We start from the raw sequence: 18,382 nt of genomic DNA on the forward strand, positions 1-18,382 counted from the left end.
TGACGCCGTCACGCCAAAGACAAACGGCCCGCCATGACAAGGCGGGCCGTTTTTCTTTTTGCAGCAGCGATCAGTACTTCCAGTTGATCGCCACGCTGCCGTTGACCGGCGGCGCGTAATAGCCCGATCCCTGCGACACGCTGTAAAGGTACTTCTTGTTGAACACGTTGTTCAGGTTGAACGACAACGTCAGGTTGCGGCTGATCTCGTAGCTGGACATCAGGTTGAACACCGAGTAACCGCCCTGGTAGGCGGCATTGCTGGTGTCGTAGCTGGTCTTGCCCTGATACAGCAGGCTGGCGCCGACCTTGAGCTGCTCCAGTTGCGGCACGCGATAGGTGGTGGACAGGCGCAGTTGGCGACGCGGAACATAGTTGCGCACCTGCGCGCCGTCGTCGCCGACGATGCGCATCGTCACCAGGCCGAGGCCGGCCTGCCAGTTTCGGGCCAGTTGGCCGTTGAGGTTGAACTCCACGCCTTCGGAGCGGGCGTTGATGCCGGTGTAGTAGTAGGAGCCGTCCGAGGCCATGCCGGCGTAGCTGGCCGCGCCGTTCTGCTTGACGCGGAACACCGATGCCGAGCTGTTCAGGCGACGCTCGAAGAACTCGCCCTTCAGGCCCAGCTCGTAGCTGTCGCCGCGGGCTGCGGCCAGCGTGGCATGGTTGACGTCGACCTGGTACTGCGGGTTGAAGATCTTGGTGTAGCTGCCGAAGGCCGAGATGTGTTCGCTCAGGTCCACCACCAGTCCGGCGTAGGGCGAGCTGGCCGACTGGTTCAGCACGTGCGAGCTGGACTCCGAATAACCGGTGGAGTCGGCACGCGTGTAGTTGATGCCCAGCAGCAGCTTGACGCGGTCATGCAGGTTCAGGCGCGTGGCCGCGTAGACCGTCTTGCGCGTGTCGGCATAGGCCTGGGTGGTCATGTCGCCGTTGTAGACCGGCGTCGGGAAGGCGCCGCCGAAGGCCTGCGACAAGGGGATGTCGTAGTAGTAGCCGCCGGCGCCGGAGTCGGAGTTGCGGCTGACCTGGTCCTGCGTGGAGCGCGACCAGCTCACGCCGACGTTGAGGTCATGCTCGCGCCCGAACAGGCTGAATTTGCCGCCCACGTTGCTGTCGGCGAAGGTGCGCTTGTTGCTGCTGACGGTGGCCGACGGAAAGCCGTAGAGACCGGTGCCGCTCGAGGCGTCATAGGCGCCCGCGACATAGAACAGGGAACTGTCGCTATCGATGGCGTCGTGGTTCAGCGAGGTCTTCCACGTCCAGCCGTTGCCGAGTTGCTGCGCCAGCTCGGCAAACGCGCGCTGCTCCTTGGAGTCATAGTAAGACCAGTCGGCCGAGGTGTTGGCCCCCACCCCGTACTGCGCCGGGCTGCCGTCCGCATACGTCAGCGGCAAGGCGCCCCACATCGCCCCCTTGCCATGCACCTTCTGGTAGCTGTAGCCCAGCGTGACCGTGGTGGCGCTGCTGATATCAGCCTGCAACACGCCATAGACCAGGTCTTTGGTCGGATGGTAGCGGTCAAGGTAGGAGTCGCCCTCCTGGTGCGCGACCACCAGGCGACCCGAGAGCGTGCCGGCTTCGTTGAGCGGGCCGGAGATGTCGGCATCCATGCGCTTGGTGTTCCACGAACTGAGCGTCAGGCCGGCCGAGGCCTGGAGCTCCTGGGTGGGACGCTTGCGCACAAAGTTGACCGTGGCCGACGGATTGCCGGTGGACACGGCCAGGCCGTTGGCGCCCTGCAGCACTTCGACGCGGTCGAACATGGCGGTATCAAGATCACCCGCCTGCGCGCCGTAGGTCAGCGGCACGCCCACGCCGTCGAACATGAAGTTGGTGACGTCGAAACCGCGCGCGGTGAAATAGGTGCGGTCGGTCTCCGACTTCTCCACGGTGATGCCTGCGGTATTGGCCAGCACATCGTTGGCGGTATTGAGCTTGAAGTCATCCATCTTGGCGCGCGTGGTCACCGTGATGGTCTGCGGCGTTTCGCGCGGCGACAGTCCCATGCGGGTGGCGGTGCTGCTCTCACGAATGGTGTAGGTGTCCGATCCCTGGGTCGGCGCCTGCCCGGTGCGCGCGGCGGCCACCGTCACCACCGGCAGGCTGGCGCCGGTGTCGGCGCTGCCGCCCTCGCTGCGCTTCAGGGTCAGCGTGCCGTTGGCAGTCTGCTGCAATTGCAGGCCGCTGTCGGCGATGGCCTGCTGCACCGCCTCGATGGCGCTGAGGTTGCCGCGAATGGCCGGCGCCTGGCGACCACGCACCAGCTCGGGATCAACCGCGATGGCCTGGCCGCTCTGCTGCGCGATCTGCATCAGCGTCGTCCCCAACGGCCCGGCCGGCAATTGATAGGCGCGCGTCTGCACGGCAGCGGCGGCGCCCGCAGCCTGCGCCATGGCGGCAGGCGCCGCCAGCACGGCGCACGCGGCCGAGATTGCCAGCGCCAGTACGCGCGGCTGCAAGCGGGAACGGGAAGAGCGGAAGGGACGCGGATTCATGAAGAGGGTTTCCTTTTTAGAATGATGTATCGGTCTAAAAAGGAGGTAACGCCAACCGTCGGAAAGTGATCATTCCGATGAAAGAAAAAATAAAAAATTCCTGTGGCTCTGCCCAGCCCTATCGCACATCGATGGTGACCAGCACATTGCCGAAGTTGCGGATGCGCAGCGGCATGGTCTGTTCCAGCGAACGCAGCACGTTGTCGGTGTCGTCCAGCGGGAAGGCCCCGAGGACGCGCAGCCGCGCTGCCTCAGGCGACACCCGCAGGAAGCCCTTGCGGTACGGGCGCAACGCGGCCACCACATCGCCCAGCGGCTCCTCGTTGGCTACCAGCATGCCGTCGGCCCAGGCGGCGCGGCCGCTGCGATCATCCACGATGCGCTCGATGGCGCCAGCGTGATAGTAGGCCGCTTCGCCCTGCCGCAATTCCTGCCGACTGCTGCCGTTGTCCACACGGATGCTGTGCTCGAGCACCAGCGCCATGCTGCGCGCCTCTTCCAGCCTCACCAGAAAACGCGTACCTAATGCGCGCGCCGTTCCGTGCGCAGTCTCGACCACAAAGGGACGCGCGGCATCCGCCGCCACCGTGGCGATCAGCTCGCCTTGGCGCAAGCGCACGCGGCGCTGCTTGCCGCTGAAATCGATGTCGACGGCCGAACGGGCATTGAGCACCAGCGTGCTGCCGTCCGGCAGCGCGACACTTTTCCGCTGTCCGGTGCCGGTGCGCAGATCGGCGCTGAGATCGGCCAGGGACCAGGAGCGGTGGAGCAGCGTCGCCGTGGCGACGCCGGCGGCGGCGAAGGCCAGCGTGCGGCGCAAGGCCTTGCGCCTCGCCGGCGAATCGGCAGATTGCGGCGGACGCAGCATGATCCGCTCGACCGCCGCGGCCTGGCCGGGCGAACGCGCGTCGGCATCGCGGATCGGCGCGAAAGATCGCTGCAGCATGCCCTGCATGCGCTCCCAGGCTTGCGCATGGCGCGGGTCGGCGGCGCTCCAGATGGCAAAGCGGTGATAGTCGTCGGGCGTGGCCTCGCCCGAGCGAAATAACACCATCCATTCGATGGCCTGCTCGGCGACGGGATTGTCGAGCGCCGTCGCGGCGCCGCGGACGCGCGCGCTCATTGCGGCTCGGCCGCGAGCCAGCATGCGCGCATGGCTTGCGTCATGTAGCGGCGCACGGTGATGACCGGCATGCCCAGCCGCTCGCCGATCTGGCTGTAGGTCAGCTCATGCAACTGACTCAGCAAGAAGACTTCGCGCACGCGCGGCTTGAGCCCACTCAGCACGGTATCGATCTGCTGCAGGGCCTCCAGCACCAGGGCGCGGTCTTCTTCCGACGGCGCCCAGGCGGCGGGAAATTGCGCCAGCTCCTCCAGGTAGGCCCGCTCGATGTCGCGCCGACGCCAGAAGTTGAACATCACCCGCTTCGCCAACGTCGCCAGGAAAGCGCGCGGCTCCTCGATCTGCGCCACGTTGCGCGCAGCCACCACTTGGATGAACGTGTCCTGGCTCAGGTCAGCGGCATCGTGCCCACAGCCCAGCCGCTGACGCAGCCAGCCTTGCAGCCAGTCATGATGGGCATCGTAGAACTGCGCCAGCTGGGCATCTTGCGCGCCGGAAGACATGATGGTGGGAACGTTTCATCGTTAAAAATGAGAATTATTACTATTAACGATGATGTGTGCAAGGCCGGCAACGCAAGCGTGGTCATGCCGACAACGTCCCATCCTTCTGTGGCTCGGGAATCACACGGTAAAAGATTTTCACTTGTAAAGAAACCGGCCACGCGCCGGCTGCCGGACGTTATTTGACTAACAATACGAAACATCCGGCAACGCGCCCGGGCATACCGACACGATGCAGACAGGGGAATGGCAAAGTTGAAGAGACGGCCGACTAGCCGGTGGTCTTGCGCATGATCGCGAGGTGGGCGGTCCAGATGCCCATGCTGCGCAGGCTGGCAAAATCCGGGTAGAGGCTCTCGGTATCGCGCAGCAGTTCGGTCTCCGCTCCCTTGCGCAACTCGACCGCAAGCCGCCACCCGCCGGGCATTTCATAGCCGACAATGGTGACATCGAAATTGCGGTAGGTGAAGCCGCAGGTGAGCGACGCCATGGAAAGGTCCGATGGTGAGGGAAAGATTCAAACGCCAGGACTCAGGCGCCAAGGTTCATCGATTATATACGGATGAGATTGCATTTCGATTACACGGATTGCCTCTGCGCCGCCCTTTATCGGTCACACAAGTGATGAGATATCGGATCGTCAACGCTTTCACTCTCCTACCAGGGTCATCCCCGCGCCGCTTGCTCCGCCTGCTCATACAACTCCAGCGGCAAGCCGTCCGGATCGGCGAAGAAGGTGAAGCGCCGCTGCGTGTATTCGTCGACCCGCACCGGCTCCACTTGCACGCCTTGCCCCTCCAGCCAACGCTTGGCGAATGCCACGTCCTCCACCGCAAACGAGAGATGGCGCAAACCGCAGGCCTCCGGCCGCGACGTGCGCGGCGGCGGCGAAGGGAAAGAAAACAGCTCGAGCTGTCCGCCATTGGGCAGGGCCAGATCCAGCTTGTACGACTGGCGATCCGCGCGGTAATTTTCCGCTACCACGCGCAGCCCCAGCAGATCGACGTAAAAGGCCCTGGACACCTGATAGTCGGAGCAAATGATGGCAACGTGATGGATGGCGTGCAGGCGCATGATGAAAAGCGATGATGTCGTGGGCTGGTTGGCGGCGGCGATATGGTTCAGAGCTTACCGCAGGGGAATTGTTCAACGCCAGGTCAACGCAACGGCAATACGCCGGACACGCTGAAACAATCCCCTGCGGCAACATTTGCGTTATCCCGGTGGCATCAACACCTGCTCGCGCAGCAAGGTCGCAACAGAGAAGCAAGTTAGGCAAGCCGCAAAAGTTGCCGGAGGCTAAAATACCCTTCGCCGCGCATCCGATTGTTTTTGCGCGGCAAGTATTTGCAGATCCGTTATTCATGGCTTTAGATCCCACCACCATCCTCATTCTTTCCACTGCACTGGCCGCGGCCGCGGGCCTGTACCTGGCGGTGGAATGGACCAGCGTACGCGAAAAGTCCCTGCTGTTCTGGAGCGCCGGCTTCGCCGTCATCACCGTGGGCTGCGTGCTGGCCTTGGCGCGCTCGGCCGGCTTCCTGTTGCTCGGCATCTGGTTCGCCAACGGCTTGCTGATCGCTGCCCACGGCCTGTTCCTGGCCGGCGTGGCCTGGTTCACGCGCACCCGGCTCTCCCGCGGCTGGTACCTGATCGCCGTGCTCTGGCTGGCGATGCTGCTGCTGCCCAACCAAGCCTGGTGGTCCAAGGTGATGCTCTGCATCCAGTCGCTGCTGATCGCCGGCATCACCTTGCGCGCCAGCTTCCTGCTGCGCCCGCACGGCGTGTCGCTCAGCGTGGGCGCGGTGCAGCTGCGCTATGTGCTGCTGGTGCACGGCCTGTTCTACCTGGCCAAGGCCGGCTCCACGCTGGTGCTGGGCGGCAGCGTCGACCTGCCCGCCTTCCGCGGCCTGGTGATCCAGATCTCGCTGGTGGAAGGCGCCATGGCGATCATGCTGATCGCCTTGTCCATGACGGGCACCGAGCGCCACCGTCGCGAAGAACGCATCGAACAGCTCGCCGCGCGCGACCCCCTGACCGGCCTGTACAACCGCCGCGCACTGGACCGTCGCGCGCCCGGCCTGCTGGCGCTGGCCTCGCCGGCCAATCCCGGCGCCCTGCTGCTAATCGATATCGACAATTTCAAGCAGGTCAACGACCTCTACGGTCATGCCGCCGGCGACAAGCTGCTGGTGGCCCTGAGCGACATGATGCGCGACGCCCTGCCGCGCAGCGCGCTGGCGGCGCGCCTGGGCGGCGACGAGTTCCTGATTCTGCTGGAGGGCTCATCCGACGACGACGTGGCGGCGCTTTGCGACAATCTGCGCGACGCTTTTGCGCAGAAAGCGCAGGAGGAGTTCCCCACCCCCAACGCAGTCACGCTGAGCGTGGGAGGAACGCTGTTCGAGCAACCGTCGTCAGGCCTGGCTGCGCTGATTGAACGCGGCGACGGCGCCCTCTACGCCTCCAAACGCGAAGGCCGCGACAGGCTCAAGCTCATGCCCGCCGCGTAAGTACAGGCACCGCGGCACCCTCTGCCATAGCGCCTGTAGGGCATTTCCTGATAGACGCAAAGCGGGTTCTTTAGAAAGATGTGTTCCTGAGAAAAGCCGTTTCAGGGACGCATCATGACAGGTCAACCAACATCGCATACATCACGGGCAACGAAGATCTTCGTCGTCCTGGTGTGCGCCGTCATCGTGACGTTGGAAGCCTGGTCCGCCTAGCGGGCCCGCAGCGTCGAGATCGAACAGGCCAACACAGCCTCCTCCAATATGGCGGTGGCGCTCGCGCAGCATGCCGACCAGACCTTCAACGAGGTCGACATCGTGCTGCAAAGCGTGCTGGAGCATCTGCAAAACGACGGCGCATCCGCCGCCGGCCGGATCAGAACGCATGAATTCATGGTGACCACGGTGGGCGCCATGCCGCAGCTGGCGGGCCTGTTCGTCTACGACGCCAAGGGGCGCTGGCTGGTCAATTCGCAACCCCTGCTGCAGACCCGCTTCAACAATGCGGAGCACGATTACTTCCGCTATCACCTCACGCACCGCACCGACAAGGCCTACATCGGCAAGCCGATGCGCAGCCAGACATCGGGCCAATGGGTGCTGACCGTCAGTCGCCGCGTGAACAATCCCGACGGCTCCTTCGCCGGCGTCGCGCTGGCTACTATCGATCTCTCCTACTTCGACCGCTTTTACCAGCAGTTCGATATCGGGCGCGAAGGCGCGATCCTGTTCGGGTTGAGCGACGGCACGCTGATTCACCGCCGCCCGCTGCTCAGCGATTCGGTGGGCAAGAATATTTCGCGCATGCCGCTGTTCCGCGACTACGTCAGCCGCGGCCCGGGCGGCACCTTTGAGATGCGCTCGCCGCAGGATGGCGTGGTGCGCATCAGCAGCTACCAGCATCCGGCCGCCTATCCGCTGTTCGTGGTGGTATCGCTGGGCAAGAACGACGTGCTGGAAGACTGGAGCCGCCACCTGTGGGTGCGCAGCCTCGGCGTGGCGCTGCTGCTGCTCGTCATCTGTTACGGCGGCAACAAACTGGTGGCCCAGGTCTCGCGCCGCGAAGCCGCTGAACGCCAGGCCATCGAGTCGAAACTGGAGCTCGAAGAGCTGTACCAGGCGCTGGAGGCGCAGGCGCAAAAGGATGGCCTGACCGAGGTGTTCAACCGCCGCTATTTCGACCAGACGCTGTCCTCCGAACTGGCGCGCTTCAGTCGTTCCGGCGGCTCCCTGTCGCTGGTGATGCTGGATGTGGACCACTTCAAGAAATTCAACGACACCTACGGCCATGCCGCCGGCGACGTCTGCCTGCAGCAGGTGGCCGCGGCCATCGCCAACGTGGCGCAGCGGCATTGCGACGTGGTGGCGCGCTATGGCGGCGAGGAGTTCGCGCTGATCCTGCCGACCTGCGGCAAGACCTGCGCCCATGCCGTGGCCGACCAGATGGTCGAAGCAGTCCGTGCACTGAGGATCGCACACGCGGCCAGCCCCGGCGGCGCGGTCACCATCAGCGTCGGCGTGGCCACGCTGGCGCATGCCGGCGGCTTCCAGGCAGCGCCGCGCGATCTCATCGAGGTCGCCGACGAAGCCCTGTACAGCGCCAAGGAGCAAGGCCGCGACCGCGCCGTGCACCGGGACTTCACCGTACTGAAGACGCTCGGCAAGACTTACATGGCGGCCTGATCCATATCGCCTGCCGCCTCCCCTCAACATTCACGCCACCGGAATCCGACCATGCGCTGCCTCATCAGATACCAGCTTCGCGACGAAGACAAGCCCGCCCGCTATGAATTTTCGGACAGCGCGCCCGACTTGGAGAAGGTGATCACGCGTCTGACAGAGTTCCTGCATCCCGAGGTCACCTATGAATTTCTGCCGATCCAGAAAGACGGCGCCGACACAGTCACCCAGCTGCGCGCGCGCATCGCCGACGCCCGGGCCTTCCTGGAACACTATTGCGGATTGAAGAGCTTGTCCTACCGCCTGCAGCGCGACGATGCTCCGCCGTCGGACGCCGAATGGTCGGGACTGCTGTTGGTCGATGGCCTGCAGGACTGGAGCGACCTGCCGACGGCCGGCTCGCTCGCGCCCAGACGGGTGATTCCGGCCGGCTTCACGGCGTTCGCCTGAGTCTCTCCTGCGCAGCAACGCTGCGTTGCATCACGCATATTCGTCCACTAAAATAGTACGAATATGAGCAAAGACCTTGACCAGCGCATCGGCGCACGCATCCGCATCGAAAGGGAAAGCCGCCATTGGTCGCTGACTGAGCTGGCCGAACGCTCGACGGTGTCGCGCGCGATGATCTTCAAGATCGAGCGCGGCGAAAGCAGCCCCACCGCCAATTTACTGGCCAAACTCTCCGGCGCCTTCGGCCTGAGCATGTCAGCGCTGATGGCGCGCGCCGAACTGGGCCAGGGAAAATTGCTGCGCAAGGAAAACCAGCCGGTCTGGACCGACCCGGACAGCGGCTACGTGCGCCGCCATGTATCGCCGAAGTCCGATCTTCCGCTCGATATCGTGCACATCACCCTGCCGGCGCGCACCGCAGTGCCGATGCCGGCCTCGGCCTACGCCTTCATTCGCCAGCAGATATGGGTGCTGGAGGGCGAACTGGTGTTTGTCGAAGGCAACACCCGCCATGTGCTGCACGAGGGCGATTGCCTGGAGCCCGGCCCACCGGCCGACTGCGTCTTCGAAAACGAGAGCGACGCCGACTGCACATATGCCGTCATCGTGCTGAGCACCACCTGATTCCGGCTGCGCTCAAGCGCTATTGCCCTTGCCGCAGTCGTCCACTATAGTAGACCACCTTGATAACACATGACCGACTCCACCATGCTGATACGTGAGGCCAACGCCGGCGATGTGCCCGGCATCGCCGCGATCTATAACGACGCCGTCAACAACACCACCGCGATCTGGAATGAAACCCCGGTCAGCGAACAGAACCGCCTGGAATGGCTCAACACGCGGCAGGCCAGCGGCTATCCGGTGCTGGTGGCCGTATCGCCTGCGGACGAGGTGCTGGGCTACGCGACCTTCGGCGACTGGCGCGCCTTCGACGGTTATCGCCACACGGTGGAACATTCGGTCTACGTGCACAAGGACCGGCGCGGCGCGGGCATCGGCAAGCAACTGATGCAGGTGCTGATCGACAAGGCGCGCGCCTTGGGCAAGCACGTCATGGTAGCCGGCATCGAGGCCAATAACCGCGGTTCGGTGGCGCTGCACGAGAAGCTGGGCTTCGAACACGTGGGTCACCTCAAGCAGGTCGGCACCAAATTCGGCCAATGGCTGGACCTGGCCTTCCTGCAGCTGACGCTGGACGACCGCGAGCGCCCGGCCAACTGATTTGCGCGCAGCGAAGGCTGCGCAGACGCAACAATGTCCACCGGCGCACGCCAATCAGTCCTCGCGTGCGCCGCTGTCCCTCAAGATTTCTTCAAAGCCGGCCTCCACGCCGCGCTCCAGCTTGCGACGCCTCTCGGCGCCATACACCTCGGAGTGAATCCGCCATAGTTCCAGATGCCGGAAGTAGGTCGAGCCGCTGTCGACCCGCCTGACCGCCCCCACCGGATCAACCGGGATAACGGGCGTAACTGGATTGCGCGCCATGTTGCCTCCTTCTGTAATGCGGGACGCCGGATGGCGTCATCTCAAGCACGGGGTGCGACCAATGCCCGCCCTTGCCTGCGCAGGTGCATGAACTGCGCGGTCAATCCCACGATCAGCAGAACCAGCAAGGCCGCCTGCGCGCCCAGCAGCAGCGGCGAGGTCAGATCGGTGACGAAGGGATGGCCATCCGGCACGCGACGCAGCGTTTCGCTCACCGTCGGCACCATCAGCAAGAAGGCCGTGAAGCTCAGCAAGCCCGTCTCCACGTAACGCCCCGCCCGTCCCAGCCAGGCCAGCCGCCCGACGCCATAACCCGCCAGCAGGCAGGCCAGCGTGGCGACACCGATGGCGTTGCTGATCGGCTGGCGCGCCACCAGGAACACGGTGACGGCGCCGATCAGCATTGAAATGAAATATACGATGCCGGCCGCCGAGCGCGGCACGATGCGACCGTAGCGCGCAAACATGTACACGGCGACAGGGATGGCAGGCAAGCTGCCGAGGGTATGGATCCATCCGAGAGGGGAAATGCCGAACATGGGTGTTCCTCCATTCAAAAATTAAAAATGATGCGTAACAGGAGCGGCCATTCATTCCCGCAGGAAAGATCGCCGCCTGATGCCTTAAATCTACCTACCAGTAAGTAGGATTCATGTTCCAAAAATAGCGCCGCGTTGCCGGGCGGCGCAGGATGCCGGAGCGTGGGCCGACCTCCGCTCAAGCCCCCATGCGCGCCAGCACCGCACCGACGATCGCGCTGAACATCTTGGTATCGCCATAGGCCCGTGCCGCCAGCATGGCGCCGTGCACGGTCGCCATCAGGGTTTCCGCCTCGACCTGGGGCGCCTGTTCCAATCGCAGGCTGCCCTGCTTGCCGCCGCGCTCAAGCACCGACGCCAGCCAGGCCGATAAAGCCCGGAAATGCGCCCGGACCTCGAGCGCGATTTCTTCCGGCAACATCGGCATCTCCGCGGCCAGCAAGGCGCATACGCAGAAAGACGACGCCGGATCGCCAATGCAGGCTTCCCAATAACCGCAATACGCACGCAGCTGCACCACCGGATCGGCCACCTTGCGTTCCATTTCTGCGATCCCCGCCTGGGAAGCCTCGCGGTACTGCTTCACCAGCGTCTGCACCAAGATCGCCTTGCTGGGAAAATGGTGATGGATGCTGGCGTTGCGAATGCCGATCACCTTGGCGATATCGGCATAACTGAAACCGTTGTAGCTGCCGGCCACGATCAGCGTTTGCGCGCACTGCAGGATTTTCTCGGCGGTATTGGATGAGTTGGAAGAAGTAACCATGCACGCATCCTACTAACTAGTAGGTATGTCGTCAAGCGGCGGCTGAAATTTCATGATGCGGCAACGCGACGATGGCGCGCGCCGCTGTCGCGCCATGACACGCGCGATGGTCGCTGCGCTTGATTTATCCGGTCGATCAACGTAACTTTTAATCAGCAAAAATACTTAACCAATCCGCATGTTGCAGCAAGACAAGCAGCGGAAACGATGGAGGGCTGTGTGAAGAAACGTTTGTTCTGGCTGGCGATGCTCCTGTTGTCCGCCGGCGCCGCTCATGCCGAGCGCACGGTCATGCTGGAGCAGGACATGGGCTGCGATAGCGTGGAGGTGCAGCAGATGCGCGTACAGCTTACGCGCATCATCATGAACACCGACAATGAACAGTCCAAGGACGAGGCCACCCGCAGGATCGTCGACCTGACGCAGCAGCACTGCGTGGCCCTCTCCGGCATCTTCCCGATCACCGGCAAGGCGAGCGGCCTGCTGAAGGTCACCACCCGCGAAGGCCGGGATCTGTGGCTGGTGGAGTGAGGGCGCAGACCGCCTATGGGGATTCCAATGAACACCGCGGTGGCGGAGGCGGAGGCGGAGGCGGAGGCTTCTTGGCCGCTTCTTGCCGATTGCATCGGGCTCCTCCCGTACCCGGACGATGCCACCATGAATCCCGCACAATCAGCGCGGCCCTCAGGATTTTCCCGATGGGCGCAATCCGGCGTCGCCTCTAAAATCTGCACACGTCTCCTGAATCCTGCAAGATTCAGCTCCGCCTCCGGTCTCGCGACCGGGGGCTTTTTTTACAGTGGCAGCGCCGAACCTATGTCTATCTCCATCGATCTGGATATCGCCGACCGATACGCCGCCCTGATCCAGGATCTCGCCGCGCTGGCCCGTAGCGGCAACTATGTGACGGCAAATCTCGCCTGCGCGCTCGACAACGCCAGGCGCGACTTCGATGCCGGCGACCGCGACGCCTGCCGCCAGTGCATCCAGACGCTGGCTTATGCGATGCAGGATGAAGATGAAGCCAATACTTCAGTAATATATAACGCCGTCCTGCACTGGGCGATCAAGGGCCTGCACACGGATTGATCGCGTGGCGGCAACGCCTTCCCACTTCGCTTCCACTTGAAGAAAGCCAGCAATGCTGTACCGCGTCCTGAGTTGCTTCCTGCTGCTGGCCTCCCTGCCAGGCCCTGCGGCCATGGCCGCCGACCAGATCATCTGGGGCAAGCATCACGTGCCGCCCTACATGATCCGCGAGGGCGAATGGGCGCACCAGGGCATCTTCGATCTGACCCTCGACGTCATCAAAGAAAACCTTCCCCAGTACCAGCACATGGAGCTGGGCGCCCCCTTCCCCCGTGTGCTCAGCGAGATAAAGAAAGGCAGCCACTGGTGCTACATCGGCACGCTGAAGACGCCCGAGCGCGAGGCCTTGGGCCACTTCTCGCTGCCCACCTCGATCTTCTTGCCCTTGCGCATCATCGTGCGGCGCGACCGCCTGGCCCAGTTCAAGAGCCCGCAATCCTTACAGGCGCTGCTGCAAAATCGCCAGCTGACCACCTCGGTCATGCGCGACCGCTCCTATAGCCCGACGGTGGACAAGCTGCTGGCCGCCTACCCGCCGCGTGAATACTATTCCGAGCAGGTCGAAGCCATCAGCATGCTGCTGGCCGGGCGCATCGACTACATGATCGAGCTGCCGCTGCTGGCCTTCGACCAGGCCCGGCTGATGGGCCGCGCCGGCGAACTGGTCGCCATCCCCACGCAAGAAGCGGACGAAGTGGTCTTCAACCGGGTGATGTGCCCCAAAAACGAATGGGGACGCAAGGTCATCGAGCAGATCGACAAAGTACTCGCCGCCAACCGCGACAAGCCCTACTACCGCAGCATCGTCGAGAAGTGGCACGACCCGGAATCGGTAGCGGAGATCCGCAAGATCTATGACAGCGTGTTTCTCAGGATCCAATGATGGCGCTCACAACGACCGTGAGGCGCCCACAAAAAAGCCCGCAACCGCGGGCTTTTTTCATCGGGAGAAGAACGGCCATCGGCCGCATCCAGGCGCATCAACCGCGATAGCGCCCCGGCTTGTGCCAGACGATCAGCATGCCGTTCATGGCCACGGTGCCCAGCACCGACCACAACATCTTGGTCAGCGGCAGCGACGCCGCGGCCAGCGCGAACAGGAGCAGATCAAAGCCCAGCTGGGCGATGCCGGCGTTGATGCGATAGCGACGCTGGATCCACAGGGTGACGGCGCCGGTGCCGCCCATCGATGCATTGTGGCGCGCCAGGCACAGGATGCCCATGCCCAGGAAAGTGCCGCCGGCAATGGCGGCGAAGCCGCTGCCCACGCCCGAGACATTGAGCCAATGGTCGATGCCGGCCACCACGGCGCCGATGGCGGCGCTGACCACGATGCTCTTGGAGGCGAAGAAGCGGCCCATCGCAAAGAAGCTGAACACGATGAACGGGATATTGATCAACGGCACCAGCGGCGCAGGCGCCAGGCCGGTGAGCAGGGACGTCAGCAAAGCCATGCCGGCGATGCCGCCGGTGATCAGCCCGCCTTTGGCCAACAGGGAAATCCCCATGGCCGAAAACAGCACGCCAAGATAAAGGCCGTACAGATCGTCCAGGGCATTGTGGGGGACAAGCTGGGCCTGACTGGCAGTCTGGGCGGGAATATCGGTGAGATTTGTTGCGCTGCGATGCGTGCGATTCAACGGGCCGGTCCCGGTCAGGGCGGTGCGCGACACATCCAGGCGATCGCCGGCAACGCGGCGTCGAGTGCTGAAATACATGGTTTCCCTTGAAGGTAATCTGGGGACTGAACCTGCGACCGTGAGCGTTTGCTTGTGGCTTGGCGATGGTCGAGGCGAAACGATTTGCTGCAAGTATACATTTCTTTTCCCGGGGATCTGCCGGACAGGCGGCGGCGAGCTTGAAAAAGATGCTGTGTGTCGTTAATTCGCCTAAGGCGGATCGATGCAACGGCGGCGGAAAGTAGAAAAATGCCAACAGAAAACGCAAACGCCCCGGTACAAGCCGGGGCGAACGGTATCCATCTTGCCGCGCCGCTCGACGCGCACGCGGACTGCCTTCTCATCTGACGAGCTTGCGCAAGCCGGCTCAGGCGTCCTGCCACCCCAGGCTTGCCGCCTCGGCGGCGCTGAGCGCCCTGCCGCGCAGTTCATCCGGGATCTGGTGCGCGTCCTCGTCGTTGACGCGGTAAACACGTACATCGGTGCCCGGGTGCAAACCCAGTCGGCGGGCCTGCGCGACGGCGGCGTCCATGTCGACGGCATCAAGGATGGCGTGGCCCAACCAGCGCGGCGGCGCCGCCCCTGAGGCGGCAAAGGCCAGCCAGAAACTCATTGTCGGCTGCGCCATGTCGGGATCATCCACGGTATCGCCGTAGACCGCGGCCACGATGGCTCGCAAGGCGGCTTCCGCCGGTGTGGCGCCGTTGCCCCAGGGACCGTCGCTGCCCTTCAGCTCGGCGCTCCAACGCTCGCCGGCCCTGAAGGTCTCGATGCGATGTTTGGCCAGCAGCGCATCGCTGAGCGTTTTGTCCTGCGTCGGCTGGTAGCGCTGCGCGGCTTGCCCGGGCTGGGCGCCGGCCAGCAGGCATTGCCCGCCGTGGCGAACGACCGCGATGCCTTCGGCCTTGCCGACCCAGAAATCGAGGTCAGTCCCGGCAAGGTCGTTTGTGTAGAAATGGGGCATGGCGATCGGCGATGAGTACGATGAGGAAGAAGATAAAGCGGCCGCGCATTGTACTGCCCGCCGCCTCGCCTCATCAAACCCGCTCAGACCCTGGCGGCGGCGCGTCGCTTCGACGACAGGTAGATACCCGGCAGCACCAGCGCCGCGCCGGCGGCATGGAACCAGTGCGGGGCCTCGCCCAGCACGATCCAGGCCGCCAGCACCGCGTAGATCGGACTCAGATAAAGCAGCAGCGCGGTGCGCGTGGCGCCCAACTGGCGCAGCATGAAGGTGTAGGCCAGATAGGCCATCAGCCCGGGCACCAACCCGGCGATGAAAATGAGCAAACACGCATAGGGCGTCAGCCAGCCGACAGCGGCATTGGCCGTCTCGTACCAAGTGAACGGAAACAGGATCAGCAGCCCGGCCAGCGTGCTGCCGAACAGGCGCTGCACCGGCGTCAGCCCGGTTTTCCACCATTGCTGCAGCAGCGTGAAGCCTATCCACGCCAGCGTCGCCGCCACGATCCACAGGTCGCCGGCCACGAAGCGGATGCCCAGCAACGCATCCAGGCTGCCCTTGGAGATGATGAACATCAGCCCGGCCAGCGCCAGCAGCATGCCCAGCCGCTGGCGCAGCGCCAGCCGCTCGCGCAGCAGGTAGCTGCCGACCAGGGTGATGCCGACCGGTGCGGCCGAATAGATCAGCGCGATGTTGGTGGCCGAGGTGGTCTGCCCGGCGATATAGGGAAACGAGCCGCAGATCCAGGTGCCCAGCGCGCCAAAGCTGAGCAGCTGCTTCCATTCGCGCCGGCCGTGCTCGACCAGCGCACGCCGCTCGCGCCACACCAGCGGCAGCATCAGGGACAGCGCCACCAGCCAGCGGCCGAAGGCCAGCGTGTTGGGCGGCACCACGCCGACACCGACGCGAGCGATGATGTAGTTGGAAGACCAGATGGCCGGCGTCACCCACAGCAGGATTTCCGCCAGTCGGGTGGACGTGAGATTGACCGATGGCAGGGGCGTGGCGCCGCGTGGCATGGTTGCGCTTCCGGAGGTGTCAGTTGGAATGCGCTTTATTCTGGACGAGAGCGCCACCGCGATGGGTGAAAATTATGCAATGCCGGACGCGCCCTGCCCCGGCTGCCGGGGCCTTGCCCGCTATGTGGACGCCAGCCAGTCGAGGACTTCCTCGGTCGGCATCGGCCTGGCGAACAGGTAGCCCTGCCCCAGCGTGGCGCCCAGCTCGCTCAGGATGGCCAGATGCCCTTCGGTCTCCAGTCCTTCCACCACGCAGGCGACCTGCATGTCATGGCTCAGCGTAAGCAGCGACTTGACGATCTTGTAACTCACCGTGTCGTGGCCGATGTCGGCCACGAAGCTCTTGTCGATCTTGATGCGTGTCAGCGGCAACGCCAGCAGATGGCTCAGGCTGGCATAGCCGGTGCCAAAATCGTCAAGCGTCACGCCGCAGCCGAGCTGGCGCAGCTGCGTGATCATCCGGCTGGTCTTGTCCAGGTCGTGCAACACTGCTGTCTCGGTGATCTCCAAATCCAGCCGCTGCGGCGCGAATCCGGAATCCCGGATCACGCGCATGATCTCGGCCAGCCCTTCGCTGGTGTTGATGTCGTTGGCCGACAGGTTGAACGACAGGCGAATATGCTCCGGCCAGCGATAGGCCGCCTGCAGCGCCTTTCGCAGCAGGGTGACGCTGAGCTGGTTGATCATGCCCATGCGCTCGGCGGCGGGGATGAATTCCATCGGCGAGACCTGGCCGACCAGCGGGCTGTTCCAGCGCGCCAGCGCTTCGAAAGCGATCGTGCGGCGATCGCGCAGGTCGACGATGGGCTGAAAGTACACACTGAGCTCGTGACCGAAATTGGCCTGGCGCAGCGCCTGTTCGATGTTGGCATTGCGCTGGATCTGCGCCTTGTCCTGTTCCGAAAACAAGGTTACGGTACCGCGCCGCTCGCGCTTGCCGTGGTACAGCGCGTAGTCGGCGTGCTCGTAGAGCGACCGGGCATCGCAGGCCATGTCGGGGAAGGTCGCCACGCCGACCGAGGCGGCAATCTGCACGGTGGCCTTGAAGATCACGAAGGGCCGGCGCAGGACGTCGCAGATCTGCTTGCCGATTTCCTGCAGCGCCTCGTCGCTCAGGTCGCGGTCCATGATCAGCGCGAACTCGTCGCCGCCCAGGCGCGCCAGGTGGAAGTACTCCGCCCGGCAGGTGTCGAGCAGGCGCCTGCCGACTTCCTCCAGCAGGCTGTCGCCGTAAGCGTGGCCGTACAAATCGTTGACGGCCTTGAAGCCGTCCAGGTCCAGGATCGCGACCGCGAAGCGGTCATTGCCGGCCTGCGCGCGCTGGCAGACCTCGTCGAGCAGCGTGAAGAACTTGCGCCGGTTCGGTATCTGCGTGAGCGAATCGAGATTGGCCAGTCGGGAGTTTTCATCGCTCAGGATGGCCGTCTTCACCTGGGCGTCGATCAGGCGCCTGAACTCGATGTAATGGCTGTTGACCACCACCAGCATCACCGCCGTCACCAGCACCACGTTGAGCGCGGCCGCAACGAACACCGGAATATCGGTGGAGACGAAGAACACCGTGAAGATGCCGTTGACGATCAGCGCCGCCGTCAGCGCCGCGGAGCGCAGATACATCAGGCAGAAGATGCAGCAGATGACGGTGACGCCCATATAGAACGCCACATGTGCATGCGCGTAAGCATCGCCATACGGGAACAGCATCACCGCCCAGACGGAAAAGCTGACGGCAATCGGGGCGGTCAACACATTGGTGCGCGTCAACGCCGTAGCCGCCTCCTCCGGGCTGGGGTCGATCTTGCGGCCGCGCCACCAGAACGCGAAACGGGCTGCGCAAAACACCGTCATGACGGCCGGATACACGATGCTCAACCAGCGCGGAGCCCAGTCGAGATGGGTATAGGCTAGCGCCCAGGTGTTGACCACCAGGATGAGATACATCATCGGCATCTTCCGGGAAAATGCCTTGTATTGGGCGGCCAGCAGTTCCGGCTGGCTATTGTCTATGCGCCAGTAACGGCGCAGCTGGTCGATCATGGGGAGGGTGAATGGCGTATCACGAGGTGAGCTATTTTATC

At 63.8% G+C, this 18,382-nt stretch carries 20 protein-coding genes; 8 read left to right on the top strand and 12 right to left on the bottom strand.

The features are described from left to right. Positions 1-70: 70 nt before the first annotated feature. The 5 genes from J8I26_RS16920 to J8I26_RS16940 form a co-directional block, all read right to left on the bottom strand. A complete protein-coding gene (locus tag J8I26_RS16920; RefSeq protein ID WP_245200380.1) occupies positions 71-2,494 on the bottom strand; it encodes a TonB-dependent receptor in 2,424 nt (807 codons plus the stop codon). Positions 2,495-2,612: 118 nt separating this feature from the next. Continuing rightward, positions 2,613-3,617: a FecR family protein gene (locus tag J8I26_RS16925; RefSeq protein WP_209608278.1), complete on the bottom strand. Its 1,005-nt coding sequence runs from the start codon at positions 3,615-3,617 to the stop codon at positions 2,613-2,615. Next, entirely contained in the window at positions 3,614-4,120 is a 507-nt protein-coding gene (locus J8I26_RS16930) for a sigma-70 family RNA polymerase sigma factor (protein WP_209608279.1), read from the bottom strand. The genes J8I26_RS16925 and J8I26_RS16930 overlap by 4 nt, the downstream gene beginning before the upstream one ends. A 271-nt stretch (positions 4,121-4,391) precedes the next feature. Continuing rightward, positions 4,392-4,610, bottom strand: a complete 219-nt coding sequence (locus J8I26_RS16935) for a hypothetical protein (RefSeq protein ID WP_209608280.1) — start codon at positions 4,608-4,610, stop codon at positions 4,392-4,394. Positions 4,611-4,786: 176 nt separating this feature from the next. Further along, positions 4,787-5,194 carry a VOC family protein gene (locus J8I26_RS16940; protein ID WP_209608281.1) on the bottom strand — a complete coding sequence of 136 codons (408 nt, stop codon included), beginning with the start codon at positions 5,192-5,194 and terminating at the stop codon, positions 4,787-4,789. A 290-nt stretch (positions 5,195-5,484) separates the two neighbouring features. Here J8I26_RS16940 and J8I26_RS16945 point away from each other — a divergent pair, with 290 nt between their 5' ends. The 5 genes from J8I26_RS16945 to J8I26_RS16965 all read left to right on the top strand — a co-directional run bounded on the left by J8I26_RS16945 (position 5,485) and on the right by J8I26_RS16965 (position 9,984). Then, complete coding sequence (locus tag J8I26_RS16945; protein ID WP_209608282.1) at positions 5,485-6,633, top strand: GGDEF domain-containing protein; 1,149 nt, start codon at positions 5,485-5,487, stop codon at positions 6,631-6,633. Positions 6,634-6,864: 231 nt separating this feature from the next. Further along, complete coding sequence (locus J8I26_RS16950) at positions 6,865-8,313, top strand: sensor domain-containing diguanylate cyclase (protein ID WP_348635334.1); 1,449 nt, start codon at positions 6,865-6,867, stop codon at positions 8,311-8,313. A gap of 51 nt (positions 8,314-8,364) precedes the next feature. After that, positions 8,365-8,760 carry a hypothetical protein gene (locus J8I26_RS16955; protein WP_245200382.1) on the top strand — a complete coding sequence of 132 codons (396 nt, stop codon included), beginning with the start codon at positions 8,365-8,367 and terminating at the stop codon, positions 8,758-8,760. A gap of 63 nt (positions 8,761-8,823) precedes the next feature. Beyond that, positions 8,824-9,384 carry an XRE family transcriptional regulator gene (locus J8I26_RS16960; RefSeq protein WP_209608283.1) on the top strand — a complete coding sequence of 187 codons (561 nt, stop codon included), beginning with the start codon at positions 8,824-8,826 and terminating at the stop codon, positions 9,382-9,384. An 84-nt stretch (positions 9,385-9,468) separates the two neighbouring features. Further along, positions 9,469-9,984, top strand: coding sequence for a GNAT family N-acetyltransferase (locus J8I26_RS16965; protein WP_209608398.1), 516 nt, complete (start codon positions 9,469-9,471; stop codon positions 9,982-9,984). 54 nt (positions 9,985-10,038) lie between these two features. Here J8I26_RS16965 and J8I26_RS16970 read toward each other — a convergent pair whose 3' ends face one another. The 3 genes from J8I26_RS16970 to J8I26_RS16980 all read right to left on the bottom strand — a co-directional run bounded on the left by J8I26_RS16970 (position 10,039) and on the right by J8I26_RS16980 (position 11,553). Beyond that, positions 10,039-10,248, bottom strand: a complete 210-nt coding sequence (locus tag J8I26_RS16970; protein ID WP_209608413.1) for a hypothetical protein — start codon at positions 10,246-10,248, stop codon at positions 10,039-10,041. A 41-nt stretch (positions 10,249-10,289) separates the two neighbouring features. Further along, positions 10,290-10,787, bottom strand: coding sequence for a hypothetical protein (locus J8I26_RS16975; RefSeq protein ID WP_209608284.1), 498 nt, complete (start codon positions 10,785-10,787; stop codon positions 10,290-10,292). A gap of 178 nt (positions 10,788-10,965) precedes the next feature. Further along, positions 10,966-11,553 (bottom strand): TetR/AcrR family transcriptional regulator, encoded by a 588-nt coding sequence (locus J8I26_RS16980; protein WP_209608285.1) that lies wholly within the window; start codon positions 11,551-11,553, stop codon positions 10,966-10,968. 219 nt (positions 11,554-11,772) lie between these two features. Between J8I26_RS16980 and J8I26_RS16985 the strand changes: the two genes are divergently transcribed. From J8I26_RS16985 to J8I26_RS16995, 3 genes are read left to right on the top strand one after another with little or no spacing between them, the layout of a single operon-like run. Then, positions 11,773-12,084, top strand: a complete 312-nt coding sequence (locus tag J8I26_RS16985) for a hypothetical protein (RefSeq protein WP_209608286.1) — start codon at positions 11,773-11,775, stop codon at positions 12,082-12,084. A 27-nt stretch (positions 12,085-12,111) separates the two neighbouring features. Beyond that, on the top strand, positions 12,112-12,642 hold the full coding sequence (locus J8I26_RS16990; RefSeq protein ID WP_209608287.1) for a hypothetical protein: 531 nt from the start codon (positions 12,112-12,114) through the stop codon (positions 12,640-12,642). A gap of 52 nt (positions 12,643-12,694) precedes the next feature. Beyond that, positions 12,695-13,525, top strand: a complete 831-nt coding sequence (locus J8I26_RS16995) for a TIGR02285 family protein (protein WP_209608288.1) — start codon at positions 12,695-12,697, stop codon at positions 13,523-13,525. Between the two features lie 97 nt (positions 13,526-13,622). Here J8I26_RS16995 and J8I26_RS17000 read toward each other — a convergent pair whose 3' ends face one another. The 4 genes from J8I26_RS17000 to J8I26_RS17015 form a co-directional block, all read right to left on the bottom strand. Continuing rightward, positions 13,623-14,360, bottom strand: a complete 738-nt coding sequence (locus J8I26_RS17000) for a YitT family protein (RefSeq protein ID WP_209608289.1) — start codon at positions 14,358-14,360, stop codon at positions 13,623-13,625. A gap of 328 nt (positions 14,361-14,688) precedes the next feature. Continuing rightward, a complete protein-coding gene (locus J8I26_RS17005; protein WP_209608290.1) occupies positions 14,689-15,285 on the bottom strand; it encodes a phage protein NinX family protein in 597 nt (198 codons plus the stop codon). Between the two features lie 83 nt (positions 15,286-15,368). Continuing rightward, positions 15,369-16,304: a DMT family transporter gene (locus J8I26_RS17010; RefSeq protein WP_209608291.1), complete on the bottom strand. Its 936-nt coding sequence runs from the start codon at positions 16,302-16,304 to the stop codon at positions 15,369-15,371. 120 nt (positions 16,305-16,424) lie between these two features. Continuing rightward, positions 16,425-18,341 (bottom strand): EAL domain-containing protein, encoded by a 1,917-nt coding sequence (locus tag J8I26_RS17015; RefSeq protein WP_209608292.1) that lies wholly within the window; start codon positions 18,339-18,341, stop codon positions 16,425-16,427. Positions 18,342-18,382 lie beyond the last annotated feature (41 nt).

Origin of the sequence: Herbaspirillum sp. LeCh32-8, assembly GCF_017814915.1 — a bacterium.
Lineage (GTDB): Bacteria > Pseudomonadota > Gammaproteobacteria > Burkholderiales > Burkholderiaceae_D > Herbaspirillum.

Excerpts from the sequence above, each read along its gene's own strand:
- J8I26_RS16945 (WP_209608282.1), top strand. The coding sequence starts at position 5,485 with ATGGCTTTAGATCCCACCACCATCCTCATTCTTTCCACTGCACTGGCC.
- J8I26_RS16990 (WP_209608287.1), top strand. The coding sequence starts at position 12,112 with ATGAACACCGCGGTGGCGGAGGCGGAGGCGGAGGCGGAGGCTTCTTGG.
- J8I26_RS17005 (WP_209608290.1), bottom strand. The coding sequence starts at position 15,285 with ATGCCCCATTTCTACACAAACGACCTTGCCGGGACTGACCTCGATTTC.
- J8I26_RS16935 (WP_209608280.1), bottom strand. The coding sequence starts at position 4,610 with ATGGCGTCGCTCACCTGCGGCTTCACCTACCGCAATTTCGATGTCACC.
- J8I26_RS16960 (WP_209608283.1), top strand. The coding sequence starts at position 8,824 with ATGAGCAAAGACCTTGACCAGCGCATCGGCGCACGCATCCGCATCGAA.
- J8I26_RS16940 (WP_209608281.1), bottom strand. The coding sequence starts at position 5,194 with ATGCGCCTGCACGCCATCCATCACGTTGCCATCATTTGCTCCGACTAT.
- J8I26_RS17000 (WP_209608289.1), bottom strand. The coding sequence starts at position 14,360 with ATGTATTTCAGCACTCGACGCCGCGTTGCCGGCGATCGCCTGGATGTG.
- J8I26_RS16925 (WP_209608278.1), bottom strand. The coding sequence starts at position 3,617 with ATGAGCGCGCGCGTCCGCGGCGCCGCGACGGCGCTCGACAATCCCGTC.
- J8I26_RS16920 (WP_245200380.1), bottom strand. The coding sequence starts at position 2,494 with ATGAATCCGCGTCCCTTCCGCTCTTCCCGTTCCCGCTTGCAGCCGCGC.
- J8I26_RS17010 (WP_209608291.1), bottom strand. The coding sequence starts at position 16,304 with ATGCCACGCGGCGCCACGCCCCTGCCATCGGTCAATCTCACGTCCACC.
- J8I26_RS16980 (WP_209608285.1), bottom strand. The coding sequence starts at position 11,553 with ATGGTTACTTCTTCCAACTCATCCAATACCGCCGAGAAAATCCTGCAG.
- J8I26_RS16995 (WP_209608288.1), top strand. The coding sequence starts at position 12,695 with ATGCTGTACCGCGTCCTGAGTTGCTTCCTGCTGCTGGCCTCCCTGCCA.
- J8I26_RS16965 (WP_209608398.1), top strand. The coding sequence starts at position 9,469 with ATGCTGATACGTGAGGCCAACGCCGGCGATGTGCCCGGCATCGCCGCG.
- J8I26_RS16975 (WP_209608284.1), bottom strand. The coding sequence starts at position 10,787 with ATGTTCGGCATTTCCCCTCTCGGATGGATCCATACCCTCGGCAGCTTG.
- J8I26_RS17015 (WP_209608292.1), bottom strand. The coding sequence starts at position 18,341 with ATGATCGACCAGCTGCGCCGTTACTGGCGCATAGACAATAGCCAGCCG.
- J8I26_RS16930 (WP_209608279.1), bottom strand. The coding sequence starts at position 4,120 with ATGTCTTCCGGCGCGCAAGATGCCCAGCTGGCGCAGTTCTACGATGCC.
- J8I26_RS16955 (WP_245200382.1), top strand. The coding sequence starts at position 8,365 with ATGCGCTGCCTCATCAGATACCAGCTTCGCGACGAAGACAAGCCCGCC.
- J8I26_RS16970 (WP_209608413.1), bottom strand. The coding sequence starts at position 10,248 with ATGGCGCGCAATCCAGTTACGCCCGTTATCCCGGTTGATCCGGTGGGG.